This window comes from Rhodococcus sp. PD04, assembly GCF_035918275.1.
GTDB classification, from domain to species: domain Bacteria; phylum Actinomycetota; class Actinomycetes; order Mycobacteriales; family Mycobacteriaceae; genus Rhodococcus; species Rhodococcus rhodochrous.
In genome coordinates this window covers 307,343-325,993 of record NZ_CP142144.1, presented here as the reverse complement: position 1 = coordinate 325,993, position 18,651 = coordinate 307,343, and the positions used below count along the sequence as shown (strand labels likewise).

Below are 18,651 nucleotides of genomic sequence, written 5' to 3'. Positions count from 1 at the left end.
ATTCCTTTCGCACCTTGGATCTGAAGCCTCGGGCTGTTCGATTCATCTGATCGATCGCAGCTCTGGACAAAGTCGATGTCGGACGCCGCAGCGGGCACCCTTCGATGTCCCGAGTTCACGAATGTCATCGAGCGCTAACGCGCACTCTCCGAATGGGACGATGGTGCCCCCGTCGTCAAAATATGTCAAGAATCACTAATTCGTGTTCGCGATGATCTGGTACCCGCGCCTTCCCGACGCGTCCATGCGACTGTAGTGAATGTAGGTGTTCTGCACGGTCGTTGGTCACGGTGGTCGGGGAGCCGCCGGCCTCGGACTCGAAGTATGGACGGTGCAGCGTTTCGCTAATGGTAACCATCGCTAACTTAATTGAGCTCATAGGCGGCTCGGGGATCTCGAGGTGGCGACCGGTGTCCACCGGGATGGCCCGAGACCCGCATACGGTGTGCCGAGTCGACCCGTAATGGTGCCGGGTGGAATGCGTCGACCGGCCCCGAACTTCTTCGCACCCGCCGCGTATCGCGGATGCGTCAAGGGTTGGTCTCCCACCGACCGGCCTCATCGAGACCTTACATAGCCTCCCAATATCGTTCGGAGCGCATGGAAGCTGATCGGTTCGCAGCGTCCGACAAGTGATTCTTGGTTCACGACGAGGCGCCCGAAATCTCGACGGGTCGAGGACGACGGTCTCGTGGGCGTGCGGAGAACCGGATCGTCCAGGCTGCCGCGTAAAGACCGCCAGCGTCGATCTCAGGACACGCCTCTCCCCGATGCTGACCGTGTGCCGTTGCGTGAGCGGTGAGCGGCCTACTTCTCGGGATCGAGGAGAGGGGTTCGAGTCGGTTTAGGAGATCTTCTTAGCATTTGATGACTTGTTGTCACCGGTGGGGGGAGTTTCTTCGCGAATCATCGTTGCTAGGGGAGAAGTCCTCGACGATTGTTGGGCGCCGCTGGGGCTTTACCGGCCGCTCGGGATGTCTGCGTCGACGTATGTGGATCCATTGCGTGGTACTAGGACAGGGGCCTGAAGTTAGTATCCCTTGACATCGTGCTGTGACGTGCATGACGCTGTGTGGGGAAGTTGTGGTGGTGAAGCGGGTCGGTCGAGCAAGGAGCGGCCGACCCGGCCGGGGGCTGCATGTATTGCCGCGCTGCCTACTGTGCCGCACTGCGGCTTCGTAGTGCGTATTGCGACTTGTCGACGAAAGGTGGTGCACGAGCGGGCATTCCGATCCGGAGCGAGATGCGCGGCTACGCAGACTGCATCTGTGCTCCGCGCGGGGTGAAAAATTAGTAGCCGTTGACAAAATGCGGATAAGGTCCCTAATGTGCTCTCATCTCACGAGACAAGCATCCGACTAGAGATTAGCAGTCATAGACTTAATGTCGGACGCTGCAGGCTTGCTCACGGTGTTCAGAACAGGATGGACCAGCATGGAAACGTTCGAGTTTATCGAGTTCGAGGAGTCCGGAGCGACTGCGACGGTCTGGCTCAACCGCCCGCCGGCCAACGCAGTCAGCCAGGACATGTACGTCGAACTGAAGCAGTTCTTCGACAATGTCGACAAGTACCTTCCCGACGCGCGTGTCGTCGTCGTCGCAGGCCGCGGCAAGCATTTCTGCGGTGGCAACGACCTGGAAGAATTCAAGACCCTGTCGCCGGAGAACTCGCCCGCACGCATGAAACAGGTACGCGAGGCCTTTTTCTCGATCCGGGACAGTGCGAAGCCGACGGTGGCAGCGGTGCAGGGTGCGGCTGTCGGTACGGGCCTGTGCATTGCAGCCTCGTGTGACCTGGTCGTAGCTGCGGAGAACGCGCGATTTTCATTGCCTGAAGTGAACGTGGGGGTTATGGGTGGCGCCAAGCATCTCTCGCGTCTCGTCCCACAAGGCATGGTCCGCTTGATGCATCTGAGCGGTGACATGGTGCCGGCCGCAGACATTTACAAGTTCGGTGGGATCGTCGAGGTCGTCTCGAACGACGAGCTGATGACTCGTGCCCAGGCTCTCGCCGATTCACTTGCCCGGCACAGCCCGGCCGCACTGCGCTTCGCGAAGCTGAGTATGAACACCATCGAGTACATGGACCTCAAGTCCGGCTACGAGTACGAGCAGTCGCTCACCGGTGAACTGTCCGGTTACGAGGACTCCAAGGAAGCAGTCAACGCCTTCCTCGAACGTCGTACTCCCCACTACACGGGCAGGTGACCTAGATGACGACGGATCTGGCCGAGTATCGGTCCGGGGTCCGCGCGTGGCTGGCCGACGCGGACATTCCCACCGTTCCCCTCGATCTCGACGAGCGATTCGATGTTCTGCGCGACTGGCAGCAAGTGCTGTTCGAAGCCGGAGGGTTGGGCATCAGCTGGAGCAAGGAGGCCGGTGGCCAAGGGCTGTCCCATCTGCACCAACTGGCGTTCGCTGAAGAATTGGCCTATGCCCGGGCGCCGATGCCTATCGGTCTGATCGGCCTCGACGTCGTCGGACCATCGATCGACGAGTTCGGCCAGCAGTGGCAGAGAGAAGAACTCCTACCGAAGCTGCTCTCCGGTGAGCACATCTGGTGCCAGGGCTTCTCCGAACCCGGGGCCGGATCGGACCTTGCCTCGCTGCGCACCCGGGCCGTGCTCGACGGTGACGAGTTCGTCATCTCCGGCCAGAAGGTATGGACCAGCTGGGCGCACAAGGCACAATGGTGTGCGCTGCTCGTTCGTACCGACCCTGCGGCACACAAGCACGCCGGAATCAGCTACCTGCTCGTGGATATGTCCACGCCGGGAATCACGCCGAAGCCACTGGAGCAGATGACGGGCGACCGCGAATTCTGTGAGGTCTTCTTCGACGAAGTGCGCGTTCCGCGGCGGAATCTTGTCGGAGAGCTCAACGGCGGTTGGGCTGTTGCGACGCACACTCTCGGCATCGAGCGCGCCGCCTACACGTTGCGCCGGCGAGTCGATTACGAGGTCGCGTTCGAAGACGCCGTCGCTGCGCTTCGAGATCATGGGCTTCCCGCGCCGGAAACCGGGCTCGGACGCCGTGTACGCATAGCGATCGGCAAGGCACACGTTGCATTGAAAGTCCTGGGCGCGCAAACGCAGAAAACGGTCGCGCGACTCGCTGCGGGAGAGGTCCCGACTCCGGAGGATTCCGTCGACAAGCTTCTGCTCAACGAGGTCGAGCAGATAATTTTCGGGGAGATCGCCGAGCTTCTCGGTCCATACCGGGCCGTCGAGGAAAGTCGGCCGTTGGGGCTGGCATCAGATCGGTGGGCACATGACCACCTCTATTCGCGGGCGACCTCCATCTATGGCGGCACCTCTCAGATTCAGCGAAATATCATCTCGGAACGACTGCTAGGACTCCCTCGTGGCTGACGACACCACTACTGCAGAACTGGCCAACAGCCTGGAAGACTTCCTCGCTCGCAGTTACGATTCCGCCACCCGACGCGCAGTGCTCTCGGAGAGGAGGGTCACCGAGCTCGGTGGTGTTCTCGGCGAGATGGGAGTGTTCGCTACCTCTGTACCCGAGGTGTTCGGCGGGCTGGGGCTTCCGATGGCGTCGCTCGGACCGTTGTTCACCCTGTACGGCAGGTATCTGGTACCGGGGCCATTGCTGGAGAACTCGCTACTTCCTGCTGTTCTGGCCGCTGATGCACCGGAGACCGCCCGCGCAGTGTTCAAGGCAGCGATGAGCGGTGACGGACAGTTGGCCCTCGTCGATCCGCACGCCACCGGAGACTGGGACGGCGGATCGATCACCGTCCGCAACGGCAGACTCTTCGGACGCTGTCACCTCGTTCGGTTCGGTGGTGATGCTACGCAGCTGGTCGTCGTTTCGGAAGATCAGCAGTTATGGCTCGTCGATCCCCATGCGGGAGGCCTCGAGATGATCCAGACCGATGCCAACGCAGATCCGCTCTCGTCTTTCGCCTCGGTTGGTCTGGACGGCGTCGCAGGCACGCCGCTCGCTGATGCGTCTGCAGCGCCGAGGCTGATCGAAGAGATCCGTTCGTGGGTCAGAACGCTCGTCGCATGTGAGTTGAGTGGAATCGCCGCCCATTGCGTACGCACCACGATCGATTACGCGAAGGAGCGTGAGCAATTCGGTCGGCCGATCGGATCTTACCAGGCGATCAAGCACATCATCGCCGATATGCATGTACATGCCGCCTCGGTTCGGAATCTCTGCGATTCCGTACTCGCGGACACGGTGAACAGCGGAGCGCCGACAGCGGTCGACGCAGCTGTGCTGAAGGCGCACGCTTCCAAGGTGGCCGTCGAGGTCTGCCAGGACGCGATCCAGGTGCACGGCGGAATCGGATTCACCGCCGAGGTCGATCTGCACTGGTTCTACAAACGAGCGCTCGCCCTACGACCCTGGTACGGCGATACCCGGACATTGGAAGAGATGGTCGGTGCGGCAGCATTGGCGCAGACCACAGAACACGCAAGCACGGCGAAGGCGGTCTGATGATCCCACGAGGTGGAAATGTCGCTCCCACTCGCGACTACGTGGCGTCCGGGGATTGGGACGGCGCCTTCATCGACGACTATCTGGCGACCGCAGCCGCCGCGGTACCGGACCGGATGGCACTGGCCGAGCCGACCCGATCGTTGACCTTCGCCGAGTTCGACGCAGCAGTGAACGCGTTGGCAAGCGCCATGCAAGCGCATGGCATTGCGCCTGGCGATATCGTCTCGTGGCAGTTACCGAACTGGATCGAAGCGTGCGTGGTCCATCTGGCTGCCATACGTATCGGTGCTGTGAGCAACCCGATCATCCCGATCTACCGGCAGACCGAGACCGCGTTCATTCTGCGACAGTCTGCTTCGAAAATCGTCTTTGTCCCGTCGGTCTTCCGGAACTTCGACTATGCGGCGATGGCCTGCGAGATCGCTCGTGAACTGGACGAACCACCCACCGTCGTAGTAGTCGGTGAGGGGAGCCCAGCCAGCGGCATCCGGTACGACGCCTTCGTCGAAGGCGCGGAAAAGCCGAACCGTGTCGACCGCTCACCGGACGATGTGGTGCTACTGCTGTACACCTCGGGAACCACATCCGATCCCAAGGGCGCGATGCACAGCCACAACACTCTCAACTACGAGAACCGCAGCATCGCCGACCTTCTCGAACTGAGCGAATCCGATGTAATCTTCATGCCATCGCCGGTCGGACACATCACCGGAATCCTGTACGGGATCCAGCTACCACCGATGCTGCGCAGCGGCGTGGCGCTGCTCGATGTCTGGAGTCCGCAGGCGGGCATGCGTCTGATCGACGAGCACCGCTGCACCACGACGGTCGCTGCGACTCCGTTCCTGCACGGGATCGTCCACGACCCGTCCGGCTCGTCACATGACCTCTCCTCGATGAGGAACTTCCTTTGTGGTGGCGCCGATGTTCCCCCTGACCTGGTCATCGAGGCCACCGACACCCTTGATGCTCTGGTTGCGCGTGTCTACGGATCGACGGAGTTTCCGACGGCATCGGCCGGCAAGCGCAACGATCCCTTGACCAAACGAGCAACGACAGATGGCCGAGCAATCAAGTCTGCGGAGATCCGAATCGTCGACGACGACATGCAGGACGTGACCCCAGGGGTTCCCGGTGAGATTCTGCTGCGCGGGCCGGAGATGTTCCTCGGATATCTCGACAACCGACTCAACGACAGTGCGTTCACCGCGGACGGTTGGTTCCGCAGCGGTGACCTCGGACGTCTCGACACCGAGGGCTACCTCGAGATCGTCGGCCGCAAGAAGGACATCATCATCCGCGGCGGCGAGAATCTCAGTGCCAAAGAGGTAGAGGACCACCTGTTCGCCCATCCGATGATTGCCGACGTCGCGGTCGTCGGATCGCCGGATCCCGTCCTCGGAGAACGAGTCTGCGCGATCGTTGTACCGGAGCCCGAAGTCGAGATCGAGCTCGAGCATCTCACCGGCTGGTTGATCGAACGCAACATCGCACGGCAGAAGCTCCCGGAAAGCCTGATCGTCGTCGACGAGTTGCCGCGGACGGCAAGCGGGAAGATCCAGAAGTTCAAATTGCGGGAGCTCGCGGCGGACCGCGTCAAAGGCACAGTCCACCGTTGAGTGGACCCGACACACCGGACACAAGCACCCTTCATTCCTCGAGCAATGACCATCGCCGCGAATCCCTCGCGGCGGGATGGAGAACATCATGAGAGAGCACCGCTCGGCCGTTTTCTCGACCGGTCACCAGTTCCTCGAAGGTCTTCGTTGGCACCATGGCAAGCTCTGGGCCAGTGATTTCTTCAGCAAGACGGTGAAGACGTTCAACGCCGACGGTTCGTACACCGACGTCGCCGAGGTCGAAGGCTCGCCATCGGGACTGGGCTTCCTGGATGACGGTTCGGTCCTCGTCGTGTCACAGATGGATCGAACCGTCGTGCGGATCGAACCCGACGGTACACAGTCGGTGCACGCTGACTTCAGCCAGTACGCCGGTGGCATCGGCAACGACATGATCGTCACAGGCAAAGGTGATGCGTACGTCGGAAACTTCGGTTTCGCTCTCGGGGAGGAAGACCCGAAGACAACACGCTTGGTCCATGTGTCCGCAGACGGCTCCATCAACCCCGTCGGTGGTGAAGTTCTGTTCCCGAACGGCATGGCGATCACCCCGGACAGAGTTCTTCTCACCGCCCAGACATGGCGGCACTGCATCACGGCGTTCGACATCCAGGAAGACGGAAGCCTGGCCAACGAGCGAATCTGGGCCCAGCTCGACGATTCCGTTCACCCGGATGGCATCGCACTCGACGCTGACGGCGGTGTGTGGTTCGGCAACGCGTTGACCCTCGAGTCGGACAGTGGCTTCTACCGAGTTGTCGAGGGAGGAGAGATCACCGACAGGGTTGCGATCGATGGGGCCTGGTCGGTCACCTGTGCATTCGGCGGTGACGATCTCCGCACCCTGTACATGGCGTGCAATGTGACCACGCTCGAGGAGTTTCACGACGGCAAGTCGACTTCGGTAGTCGCGACTGCGAACGTCGGTTACAAGGGCAGCCCGGCAATGTGAGTAGGACTGCCGCAGAAGTATCGGGTCCAAGGGCTGATCTCGGCCGAGTCGACCCCGGTGCTTATGCGGGATTCGGGCGCACTGCAGGTGGGATACGCGCGAGGAGGGAAACCAAGTCGGTCTGACAGGCGTACCCGAAATAGGTGTTCAGTATCGTGGAGAACCCGAGTGCATCAGGCACGTCATAGGCTGGAAGTTCGGCCTCGATCGTGGCGACACAGCGATCGTAGGTTTTCCTGATCGCCGGCGAAGAAGTGGCAACCTGAATGTGTTCACGCGCCGGTGATGTCAACAAGTCCCCATTGAAAAGGTCGATACAGATCGGCTCGGTGACTTCGGCATCAGGGTTCATAGGCACACACGTGTATATCCGACCACCCCGGGACCTCACCTCGTGCCACGCTCGGGCTTCGGCACTGTCGACCCGATCGAGCCACTCGAGGTGACGTTCGGCGAACTCGACAAACCCTGCAGCATCGAACTCCGACTCTTGCCGAATATCCGAATTCGACTCAGCTTCTCCTGGATTGATGTTCGATACAACTGTGCGCGGGTCCGCGGCGTCCGTCCTGCTCCGCTGGGACGCCGCCGTATGGACAGGTGCGGTGTCGGAACCGGACTCAGGTTGAGAACGACAAACCGAAGGCATTACCCCGAGGTGCGGACCGGACAAGGTCATCGTGCATCTACTCCTTCACTACGACCCCTGTCATATGATCGTGTGGACGACCTCCTGTCGTTACTGACTCAGCGCCATCTCCGGCGACGGGCCAGCGAGCTCGGATCACTCTGTGTTCGGTCTGCTTGGAATCGGCGCGAATACGTTCTCTCACTGGAGATATGAAGCCGGATCCGGGTAAGCACATCGATACGGAGCCGACGACAGCAACGTACACCTCGATGGGTATCGGTAGGACGACTCTGACCCGCGTCAGCGATTCAGGTCGTGGATGGGCCAGTACGAACACCACAGCGCGCACTGCGGCGATCCGTCGCTACGTCGACATGCTGCGAACAGCTCGCCGGCGAAGGGGGTGTTCTATCGAGGACGGAGAACCCTGCTTCGATCATCGCCTTTGATCACCGAAGCAGGGTCCCGGCAGCCCGAGCGCAGGCAGCAGGTGGGATCTGCCCGTGCCCAGTGGCGGAGGCACGCCGCCTCGCCCATGCCGCATACGCACCATCGGCCGACACGTGGCTCTCGGTGGATGCTCATGAGACGAACCGTCAACAGGTAGTTCGCTGTTTCTGGACCGCATGACTGTCGACGGAAGATACCTGCTCAATCAATATATGTAACAGTATTGTTCACTACTGCGTGACTTTGCCACCCCATCGTTTCTGGATGCTCGTTCAGTGGCCTCGGAGCGTGGAGCACAGTTCTTACCCGAGTCTCGACCATGTGCTCGGTGGCCAAGGCTTCGCCGTGCACCATCCGCGCACATCTACTGAACACGTCCAGTTTCCGTTGGCCAGAGCCTCCCAGATCTCCCGCCCAGGTATCCCGAAGGCTTCGAGGACCCGGCGATCGCTGGGCGCGACATTCTGAAGGGCGGTGGGGGCATAGAAACCGAGTGTGAGGGCGCGGGAACAGCCGTGGCTGACTTCCGGCGTAGCGCCCACGTCAAGGATAGAGAGATCTGTTCCAAGATTGCCGTGTCACACCGGTTTCCGTTGACACGTCGGTTGTGTGAATCTACAGCCGCACCCTGCGCTAATTGTCTCTCGAACCCGTGGATCTGGTTGGACCCGATCAGGCGAGCACTCGATCGGCCGGCTGCATCTCCGTCCGCGCGTTCACTCCACCATGTATCGACGGGCGCCTCAGGACGTCACGTGACGCAATTCCTGGCCCCACATACGATCCGCGCCTTCGTCGAATGCACACACTGTGCGTCCCATCGTCTGGTCAACTGCAAAAATGCTGCATGCTGTGACCAACAGAAGCTAGGCATGCCGCTTCGTCGTCAGATTCCCACGAGGGGTCCGAGGACGGGCTTCCACTGGTAGATGGTCTGGTCGACGACAACACCCTGCGTGACATAGGGGTCCTTGGCGAGCAGGGCCTGCAGGTCGTCTTCGCTGTCCGCCTTAAACACGAGCAGCGCGCCGGCTCCGTCGGCCCAGGCGCCCGCTTCCTGTAGCACGCCTTTGGCGGCCGCGTCCTTGACGAAGACCAGGTGGTCGGCATGGGCGGCCTCTTTGACGGATGCGTCAGTGGTGTACGACCAGATAACAGCGAACAGGGCCATGGTCACTCCTCGGGGGATACGGTCATGAAACGACGCGCGTACTCCTCATGGAATACGTACTCGAGAACGGTAGGGCGTCGGATGCCGCAGCGAGTGTCCTATTTTGCAACACCGTCCGTGCACGACGACGAGGTACAAACGGCATCATTGCTGTCCCGAACAGAGATGGGGAGACGTCCGCTCGGCGTGAGGAAGAGGGTGTCCCCGCAGACTCAGCGGCGAGGATATCCCGTTATACGACAGAGTGTTTCAGGGGTCAGGAACCGAACGTTTCGTTTTCCAGGCCCAGCGCGCGGATCTTGCGGTAGAGGGTCGAGCGGGCCACACCGAGTCGGTGGGCGGCGAGGGATTTGTTGCCGTCGGACTCGTCGAGGGCGCGGACGATCGCTTCGCGTTCGGTGCGTTCGAGCGAGGTCAACCGGCGGCCGGCGCCGAGGGTGCGGTAGTCGGCGGGCAGATGTTCGAGTTTGATGTCGAATCCCATCGACCGCGCCGCCGCGGTACTGAGCACCGAGGCGAGTTCGCGCAGGTTGCCGGGCCAGTGATGGTCGATCAACGCCCGATGCGCGGCCGGTTGCAGTTGCGGGGTCGGACGGTCGGGGAATTCGGCGGCGAGCAACTCCCGCGCGAGATCGGTGAGATCTTCGATGCGCTGGCGCAGCGGTGGGATGCACACACTGCGCCGCACATGGGTCTGCACCTGATGGCGCAGATCGTCGGGGGTGCTCGAGGTGGCGGTGGCGATCACCGGTGCACCGAGCTCGACGGCGGCGTCGAGCAACCGCCGGGTAGAAGCCACAGCGTCGTCGGGGACCTCGTCGAGGTGCTCGAGGATGCACGCGAAACTGCCGGACAGACGCGCCCGCAACTCGGCCACCGCCGAGGGGGTCAACGTCGACGCGTCGACGCTCGGGACCGGGGCGTTCGGTCCCCAGCGGTGCTGGATCTGCCGGGCCAGATGGGTTTTGCCGACACCGGACTCGCCGATGATCAGCACCGGCGCGACGGTCGCGGCGATCTCGTCGACCCGGTCCTGGAGTCGGTGCGCGGCCAGGCTGCGGCCGGCGATACGCGTCGCCGGCGCCGCACCGGCGGGCGCGGCGGGGGCCAGGCGGGCGCGCGGACGCGGCGGAGCCGGGGAGGCCAGCGGGCGCAGTTCGATGATCGCGCTGAGCGGATCGGTGGACTCACCGACCCGGCGGGCATGGACCCGCACGTCGATCCCCTCGGCGAAACGCAGCGGTCCTTCCCATTCGTCCTTGGCGGCCAGATGGGTGCTGATCCAGTCCCAGATCATCATCTGATCGGTCGAGTCCATCAACCGTGACACCGTCGGGGTCGCGATCACCGTGTCCCGGCTCATCGCCACCACCGCGGCGTGGCCGCGGCGTTTGCTGCGCATGTATTCGCGCAGCAGGTTCTGCTCGCTGCGGGCGGACAGGGCGAACAGTCGTTCTTCGATGTCGCGTACCGCCGAGAGCACCAGCGGTGCCATCAGCTCGTTGACATCGTCGACCTGGCAGGTGATGTCGACGATGCCGGTCACCGCGCGTGAGACCGGGTCGACGATCGGGGAGCCGACACAGGCCAGCGGGTGCAGCGACTCGAGCAGGTGCTCTTCCCCGCGGACCCGGAACGCTTTGCGTTCTTCGAGGGCGGTGCCGATCCCGTTGGTTCCGGCGCATTCTTCGGCGAAGATGAACCCCGGGGCGACCTGGGCCCGGTCGAGACGACCGAGCAGCGACCGCTGCCCGGCCCGCCGGTCGACGATGGTCGCATCCTGCGAGGCGAGCAGGATCGTCACCGGTGCATCGGCGAGTTGATCGGCCAACCGATCCAGGACCGGCCGCGCCGCACGCACAAGCTTCGAGTCTGTGGGGGTATCGATGTAGCGCAGACGAGAACCGTCCGAAGCCGCCCCGATGGCACGGCAGCGGCGCCAGGACTGTTCGATCTCCGGCCGCATTTTCGGTATGAGATTCTCACAGCTATCGGAACCGTGTTCTTCTGCTTGCTCACGGAACCGGTCGGTTACCACACATCCACCTCCGAAGACCTCACGGCGAGAACGGACTCTATGCAAACGAGGTGACACCGGTTCGGAGTGTCCCAGAACGCTACACCGGGAACTTCTGGACATGTCTTCGGTGCGTGCGAACCTTGTCCAGTGTGTTCACCGGCGTCTTGAGGGCCTGTCGATCCGCACGGTGGCGGAACACGATGCTATTCATCGTGCAGCGTTCCATCTCCTCTGCAGGACCAGGGCCGTTTCGGCCGATGCCATTCCAGTCGATCGGTCCGGCGGAGTCGGCGGAAGTGAACAGTGGGGAGGTGTGCGTTGGCATTGTCGGCGAGGCCGTGCGTCTGCGCGCGTCCGTTCGCGCCGTGTTCCCCTGGAACGACGCTGGTGCGTCACGAAAGCTGTTGGTTGGCAGTGTGACCCCTACTGTCGACCATCAATGCTCCGTGAACTGTATGTGTATATCACAGGGTTCCTGCGCGTGACCACGAGTTGCGTAGCTACCAGTGGGTTTCGTGGCCGGGCAGGGTTCGGGGACAGTGGGGTCGGCTGTGTGGCATTGATCCGGGCGTTCGGAACTCGTCCGTATCTGTCCGACCGGAACCCACGGTTGTGGGAGTGTGCTCGGCGCCGGACTCAGGGGGGTGGAGTCGTTCGTCGGCGGTGTTGGCAAGAAGATCCGGTCTGTCGGGAGATGGGAAGGGGACAGGATGTCACCGGTGCTCGTGGGCGGGTGCTCCGGTGTTGCGGTATCGGAACGGATGAAAAGCCATGTAATTTGCTGTTACGGCGAGTTTTTCGCTAGTCTTTTGGTGTTGGAGCGAGTCGCCCTATCGGGGAGGACGGGGCCTTGTTTCAACATTCTGTTCTCCGTGCTTGGAACCTCGCCCCTGCTGTTCCGAGTTGCTACGCGACTATGTCCGAGTCGCTGCGCAGTACCGAGAACGAGAACCCCGTTTCGTCGCTCTGCGACGAACCGTCGCCGCCCCCTGTCGGCGACAGGTGCGGGAGCCGTCGGTGTCCGCCTCGACAATCTAAGCGGGCACCGACGGTGCCTCCCGATACGACCTAATCGACTTCAATCAGAAGTACTAGTGCACAAACAATTTCGGAATCGCGTTCGATTCGTGCAATGAGGGAAGACAACGTCACGCGGTGGGCGCCGAGCCCGGACACAGAATACCGGCATCCGCGGACGACAGGTACTCATCACCTTCACCATGGGTGAAGGTGGCGGAAGCCGGCCCGAGCAATCGGTTCCGTGGCCTCCGAGACGACTGTCACCCCGACGTGCCGGCCCAGGGCGCGTCCCTATCTCATCTGGGGCAAGCCGTGAATGGGGTCGAAGGGGCCGATGTCGTACGTGCATTCCTGTGGTCGAGGATCCGGTACGAAGGCCCACAACAGCGCCCCGGCAGTGCCCATCGTGTGATACCGGTCGATCTGGGCACCGACGCGGGTGGCGCGTTCGGTCAGGGGTAGGCAGCTTCCAGCGCGGATCCCGAACTCGGCAACGAGCACAGGTTTCTCGGTTTGCTCGAGTCGCAGTGGGAGGAATGCCGCATCGTCGTAGTCGTGGTACTGAACCACGTCCAGATAGGGCGAGGCAGCGACCAGGGCATAACCACCGTCGGCGAGACCGCACTGCTCGCCCCCGAGTAGACCGAGCGTGAGCAGGTGTCGCTGATCGTGCGCACGAGCCACCGCCCCGGCCGCATCGACCCAGTCGCGCAGCACCTGCGACGAGTCTTCCGGGCACCGACGTTGGTGCAGGTCGCAGTCGGGGGTGGTGCAGACGCCGACCTCGGGTTCACCGAGTAGTTCCCATGCAGCGATCGAAGGTGATCCGGCCCAGCGATCGACGGCGGCAGCAACCCACTCGCTGTAGCTCAGCGGCATGTCGGTGGGTTCTTTCCATCCGCCGAGATACCACTCGCGCGTTTTGTATTGCTCGTCCTCACAGGCGCCGTCCTGGGCGGCGAGCACCGGGATGAGTAACTGTCGGTGCCGTTTGGCGGCCGCGAACACCGCATCGATCGGTTCGAAGTTCAGCTTGCCGTTGCGCTTGTCCACGGCCAGATTCTGAAAGGCGTTGAATCGGGTCACTGTCCCCGGTTGGCGAGACGAGAAGTAGGAGTCCAGATCCACCATCGCTCCGCACCCGGCGTTGACCGTCCAATCCGTAGCCAGTTGATAGGCATTGAAGCCGGTGGGCCACCAGGGTTGACCGTCGAGGTGCAAAATACCGCCGGTGGTGGTCACCCGCAGCGGATGAGCATACGAGACCCACGGGGTGGAGGTCGGCGCACTTGTGTCCTCACCTGGCGATGCTGCACCGGGTCCGGGGATGGTGCACGCGCTCGCAAGGGCGACGACCAGGAGTATCGCCGACATGCAGACGAGTCGCATCCAGGTCATATCGGTGCCTCTCCCAGGTTTCCAGCCTTCCCGACTCGACGGGTGAGCGTGGGGGTAGCGACCGCTGCGTCGGCCGAACGCGCGCGATCGGCAAGCTGCGTCGGCGCGGGTGCACCGGTGACAGTTGTCGACGTGAACTGCCCAGAGGCGTCTTTCGAGAACATGGGTTTCGCTCAAGGTTCCATGATTTGGATGGAGTGCAGAGGTGGCCGTGGTCCGGCGGATCTGCAGCGGTGTGTGTCTGTGTCTGTGTCTGCTCGAGCGTGGCGGATCATCGGATGCGTTCCATAGCAGCCTCGACCGACGACGACAGTGTGATTACCGACTGTAAGCGGGTCCGTTCGATCATCGCCTTCACCCGGGCGCTGGGCGCGGCGAATGTCAGGGAACGACAGTGCGTCCGGGCCGTCTTGGTGGCATGGATCATCACACCGAGACCGGTGGAATCTACACTGGGCACGCTCCCGAGATCGACGACGACATCGGTATTGTCAGCCAGGGCTCGGTCCAGGCGCTGCCGCAGCCGAGCGGACGAGGCGCCGCGCAGCACGCCGATCGGGCGCAGCATCAGGATGCTGTTCTCTACGCGTTCTTCGCAAGATTGCATGCGGAGTCCTTCGTTCGGCAATGGCGCCCTTTCTCGGGAAAGTCCGTCCAGAGCAAGGGCGTACGGTGACCTGGGTGTCCTCACTCCCCGAATGCGCGTCCGGGTCGAGGAGGGAGGTGTCCGACAGTCACCGGTTCCGCCCGACCGTACGAGTTCGCAGCGTGTGGTCTCGTACGGTCGGGCGAATGGGTTATGTCAGGGTGCCGGCTGCAGCCGGCGGGACAGGATAGTTGCCCACTGCATGTTCGTAGAGCTGGGCGACGCGCAGCACTGTCGCGTCGTCGAAATGCTTGCCGATGATCATCATTCCGGTGGGAAGCCCGTGGACCAGGTCAGCGGGGACACTGCAGGCGGGGTGACCGGTGACGTCGAATGGTGCGGTGTTGATGATCATCGACAGTGCGGTGTCCAGATAGTCGGCCAACGGAATGTCCGTGGTCGGGATCTTGGTGGCGGTGTAGGGGAGGGTGGGCATCACCAGCACGTCGTACCGAGCCAAGGCGGCGTCGTAGGCGGCGCGGACTTCGGGGACGAGTTGGCGGGCCATGGCGTAGTACTTGCCGCCGCCTACCTCCAATGTGTAGCGCCCGGACATCCCGACGAGTTTGACTGTCTTCGACAGTTGGTGACCGTGCTCGAGTCGTTGACGGGAGAAGTGGGCGATGAGTTCGGGATCGTAGAAGCCATCAGTGTTCATGCCGTAGGCATTGCCGTCGAGCATCTGGTAGGCCGCTCCCTCGGTGGCGATCACGTTCCAGACGGCCATTGCATCGAGGTGCCAGGGGATCGAGACTTCTTCGACGGTAAGTCCGGCCGAGCGCAGTACGTCGATGGCGGTGCGGACGGCATTGTCGACGGCAGCGTCGGAGACAGGGGTGTCGAAGCCTTCGGTGACCACACCCACGCGCAGACCCGATGCGGGTTCGGCCAGCGCCGTGAGGTAGTCCACCGGTTCGATCCGGTGGGTCTGTCGGGGATCGAGGCCGTCGGTGCCGGCGAGGACGGTGAGCATTGCGGCGGCGTCGCTGACCGTGCGCGTCATCGGACCGAGGTGGTCGATGGTTCGTTCGATGGGAAATGCTCCCGTATAGGGGACCAGTCCGTGGGTGGGTTTGTGTCCGACGATGCCGCAGAACGCGGCGGGGATGCGGATCGAACCGCCCTGGTCGCCGCCGACTGCCATATCCACCTGGCCGCTGGCGACCAGGGCGCCGCTGCCGCTGGACGAGCCGCCGGTGATGCGGCTTTCGTCCCAGGGGTTGCGGACCGGCTGGGGGTGGGAAGTGAAGCTGGCGCCGGAGAAGCAGAGATCTTCGCACACCGCTTTGCCGGTGATGGTTGCGCCGGCGTCGAGCAGTCGGCGTACGACGGTGGCGTCGTAGCGGGGGGTGAAGCCCTCGACGGTTCGGGAGCCGTTCATCATCGGCACGCCGGCGACTGCGACGTTGTCTTTCACGGCGACCGTTCGCCCGGCGAGGGGGCCTTCGTCGGTTTCGCTGATCGAGGTGGTGACGTACCAGGCGCTCAGCGGGTTCTCGTCCGCCGTGGGTGAGGTCCATGACCGCTGAGGCGGCTCGGGCGCGGTGCGCTCGTAGAGGCGTTCGACGGTTTCGGAGGACGCGAGCGTCGCTTCGAGGGCCGGTGCGAACTCTTCGAGTTCCGGCGTCGTCAGTCCGAATCGGAAGTGGTTGTTCAGGGCCGACATTTGGTTGGAATTGGGGGGAGTCAACGAAGACATGAGGTTCCCTTCGAATATGTGAACAGCATCATCGAGTGGGGGAGGGAGGGATCGCTCGGTGCGCTGTGTCGTAAGTGTCCGTCAGCGTTATGGGTATCTCGGTGGCTGATGTGATCGTGGGCGCCTTCAGTTCCGTTGAGGTTTCAGGTGATTGAACAGCAACGCGCCTGTCCAGGTGAGGATGAAGGCGGCTGCGACGGCGTAGCCGAGGAATTCGAAGTTTTCGGAGATGTCACCGATCGGGGACAGCGCAGCGAACATGGGCAGGTGTGCCAGTAGTGCACATACGTAGATGCCGGCTACGAAGAGGCCGATGACCACGGTGGCGCCGGTCGTCGCAATGTTGAAGTTCAGTCGACGCTGGGGGTCCTGGTACGACCACGAGTATGCGCGGGTCATGAACAAGGAGTCCGCTGTGTCGAACGTGCTCATCCCCGCGGCGAAGAGCAACGGGAGGCTGAGCACAGCGGCTATCGACAACGTGCCCCCGGTGGCTGCCGAGGCGGTGAGGGTGAGCAAGGTGACCTCGGAGGCGGTCTCGAGCCCCAGTCCCATCAACAGGCCGACGGGGTACATGTGCCAGGACGATCGAACCAGTCCGCGCCAGCGGTTGCCCAGTAGGCGGGTGAACAGCCCGCGCTCACTGAGTCTGCTCTCGAGGTCGCCGGTGATGTCCGATCCGGCGCGTACCTGTCGGGACAGGCAAAGCAGATTGCGCAGGACCACACTGTTGAGTCCTGCAACGATCAACAGGAAGGTGACGGCGACGACGGTGGCGACCAACCCGCCGATTTCCTGTACTCCTTCGAGTTCGGTCGTGGTTAGGGCGCTCGCGCCCAGTGCCACGACGAGGGCAAGGACAACGACGACGGTCGAGTGTCCCATCGCGAAGAAGAATCCGACTCCGACGGGACGGCGTCCCCGTAGCAGCATCAGGCGTGTCGTGTCGTCGATTGCCGCGATGTGGTCGGCGTCGAATGCGTGACGAACGCCGAGCACGTAGGCGAGCACACCGGATCCGGCGAGGCCCCCGGCCGCTGCCGGGTTGCCCGAGTATCCCAAGTACAGCGCCACGCCCAAGACGTGCAGGATCACGATGGCACCGACAACGGACGCCAACCGTCGACGCTCGGTTCGAGTCCAGGCACCACCTATGTGGTGCGGTGTAATGGTGGTGCTGGTCAAACGCTTGTCCTTCAGATGATTCGCAGCGTTTTTCGGATACGCCTGAGACTGAAATGTTCGGGGTGCCGCGGGTGCGGTGCGGGGATGATCCGGCCCGATTCGAGCCGCGGTACCGGTGACGCTCCGTAGGTCCGCGGTGGAGCCGGGTCTGAAGACCGGGAAGATACTGATGTCGCGGCGTTCGGGGTTCGCACCAACAGTCGTCGTTACACGGGGCGCGCTTCCGGGAGCGACTCGACGTTGGTGAACCCGCTGGGTTCGCGGCGACGAGGTTCCGGCTACCCGTCGGAGTCAGTGGTGGGTGTGCCGATGGCGTGCACGGCGATGGGATCACGCACGGCGTGCTGGTGATGGGCGCCGGCGGGCGTTGCCAGCACCTGCTCGGTACGGTGCGCGAGTTCCTCGCCTGCGACAAATCCCTTGTCGTGCAGCAGCTCTTCGAGTGCGAGCATCCAACGCTCGTAGTAACTCCACTGCTCGGTGGTGGCGTGTTCGGCTTCCCACTGTTTGATCGACTCGATCAGGCGGGACTGGAATTCGTCCCATTCGAATCGGCCCTGGCCATGCAATGCGGTGGCAATGCTGAAGGCGCGGATCTCCCAGGCCTGATCGAAGGCGACCTCGCCGGAGCGGCGGGGGATTCGTTCGTTGAACGGCAGATTCTGTACCAGGTCGCCGAGGTTGGCTTCGAGACCCGGGTGGGGTTGTTCGTTGAGTCGGGGCATGTCAGGCCTTGCTGGGTGTGGTGGGGACGGATACGCCGATGAGCGAGTCGCGGGTGACGAGGTCGGCGAGTTGTTCTTCGGTGAAGTTCTCGGTGCCGGCTGGGCGTTGCGGCAGGACCCAGTAGCGAAGTTCGGCACTCGAGTCCCATATCCGGATCTCGACGTCAGGGTCGGGGGTATATCCGAATTCGGCCAGCACACCTCGGGGGTCGCGGACAGCGCGGGCGCGGTAGGCGGGGTACTTGTACCAGTTGGGTGGCAGGCCGAGAACCGGCCACGGATAGCACGAGCACAAGGTACATACGACCATGTTGTGGACCGTGCCGGTGTTTTCCAGCACGACCATTTCTTCGCCCTGCATGCCGCCGACGCCCATTTCACGGCAGGCGCTGGTGGCGTCGGTGAGCAGGCGCTGCTTGAACTCGGGATCGACCCAGGCGCGGGCGACGATCTTGGCGCCGAGTTGAGGACCGACCTCGTTCTCGTAGACCGAGGACATGTGGTCGATGGCGTCGGTGGAGATCAGGCCCTTGTCGACGAGGATGGCCTCCATGGCCTTCACGCGTGCGGCGATCTCCTCGTTCGATCGTGGCAACGTGCCCTGGACGGGATTGTGGGCGGTCATCGGGGTGGGCTCGTTTCTGTCTGTGGTGAAGGGA

The 18,651-nt window shown here is 62.8% G+C and carries 14 protein-coding genes; 5 read left to right on the top strand and 9 right to left on the bottom strand.

The window, feature by feature from the left end; all coding sequences use genetic code 11:
- The first annotated feature begins 1,434 nt into the window (after positions 1-1,434).
- From U9J23_RS25840 to U9J23_RS25820, 5 genes are all read left to right on the top strand, one after another.
- On the top strand, positions 1,435-2,208 hold the full coding sequence (locus U9J23_RS25840; protein WP_088899478.1) for an enoyl-CoA hydratase-related protein: 774 nt from the start codon (positions 1,435-1,437) through the stop codon (positions 2,206-2,208).
- A gap of 5 nt (positions 2,209-2,213) precedes the next feature.
- Positions 2,214-3,374 (top strand): acyl-CoA dehydrogenase family protein, encoded by a 1,161-nt coding sequence (locus tag U9J23_RS25835; RefSeq protein WP_088899479.1) that lies wholly within the window; start codon positions 2,214-2,216, stop codon positions 3,372-3,374.
- Positions 3,367-4,473, top strand: coding sequence for an acyl-CoA dehydrogenase family protein (locus tag U9J23_RS25830; protein WP_272269625.1), 1,107 nt, complete (start codon positions 3,367-3,369; stop codon positions 4,471-4,473). The genes U9J23_RS25835 and U9J23_RS25830 overlap by 8 nt, the downstream gene beginning before the upstream one ends.
- 41 nt (positions 4,474-4,514) lie before the next feature.
- Positions 4,515-6,095 (top strand): AMP-binding protein, encoded by a 1,581-nt coding sequence (locus tag U9J23_RS25825; RefSeq protein ID WP_254072974.1) that lies wholly within the window; start codon positions 4,515-4,517, stop codon positions 6,093-6,095.
- Between the two features lie 88 nt (positions 6,096-6,183).
- Positions 6,184-7,047: an SMP-30/gluconolactonase/LRE family protein gene (locus U9J23_RS25820; RefSeq protein ID WP_230792737.1), complete on the top strand. Its 864-nt coding sequence runs from the start codon at positions 6,184-6,186 to the stop codon at positions 7,045-7,047.
- 61 nt (positions 7,048-7,108) lie between these two features.
- Here U9J23_RS25820 and U9J23_RS25815 read toward each other — a convergent pair whose 3' ends face one another.
- The 9 genes from U9J23_RS25815 to nthA all read right to left on the bottom strand — a co-directional run bounded on the left by U9J23_RS25815 (position 7,109) and on the right by nthA (position 18,617).
- On the bottom strand, positions 7,109-7,399 hold the full coding sequence (locus U9J23_RS25815; RefSeq protein WP_159419448.1) for a hypothetical protein: 291 nt from the start codon (positions 7,397-7,399) through the stop codon (positions 7,109-7,111).
- Positions 7,400-9,014: 1,615 nt separating this feature from the next.
- Entirely contained in the window at positions 9,015-9,299 is a 285-nt protein-coding gene (locus tag U9J23_RS25810; RefSeq protein WP_088899482.1) for a YciI family protein, read from the bottom strand.
- A 256-nt stretch (positions 9,300-9,555) separates the two neighbouring features.
- Positions 9,556-11,130, bottom strand: coding sequence for a sigma-54-dependent Fis family transcriptional regulator (locus U9J23_RS25805; protein WP_326603216.1), 1,575 nt, complete (start codon positions 11,128-11,130; stop codon positions 9,556-9,558).
- A gap of 1,500 nt (positions 11,131-12,630) precedes the next feature.
- The gene (locus U9J23_RS25800) at positions 12,631-13,728 is read right to left on the bottom strand and encodes a beta-mannosidase (protein WP_442802298.1); all 1,098 of its coding nucleotides are present in this window, start codon (positions 13,726-13,728) and stop codon (positions 12,631-12,633) included.
- Between the two features lie 280 nt (positions 13,729-14,008).
- Complete coding sequence (locus tag U9J23_RS25795) at positions 14,009-14,344, bottom strand: STAS domain-containing protein (RefSeq protein ID WP_088899665.1); 336 nt, start codon at positions 14,342-14,344, stop codon at positions 14,009-14,011.
- Between the two features lie 190 nt (positions 14,345-14,534).
- Positions 14,535-16,082, bottom strand: a complete 1,548-nt coding sequence (locus tag U9J23_RS25790; protein ID WP_272268908.1) for an amidase — start codon at positions 16,080-16,082, stop codon at positions 14,535-14,537.
- A 126-nt stretch (positions 16,083-16,208) separates the two neighbouring features.
- Entirely contained in the window at positions 16,209-17,201 is a 993-nt protein-coding gene (locus tag U9J23_RS25785; RefSeq protein ID WP_264721937.1) for a HoxN/HupN/NixA family nickel/cobalt transporter, read from the bottom strand.
- Between the two features lie 344 nt (positions 17,202-17,545).
- A complete protein-coding gene (locus tag U9J23_RS25780; protein ID WP_088899667.1) occupies positions 17,546-17,992 on the bottom strand; it encodes a nitrile hydratase accessory protein in 447 nt (148 codons plus the stop codon).
- 1 nt (position 17,993) lies between these two features.
- Complete coding sequence (nthA, locus tag U9J23_RS25775; RefSeq protein ID WP_088899668.1) at positions 17,994-18,617, bottom strand: nitrile hydratase subunit alpha; 624 nt, start codon at positions 18,615-18,617, stop codon at positions 17,994-17,996.
- Between the last annotated feature and the right edge of the window lie 34 nt (positions 18,618-18,651).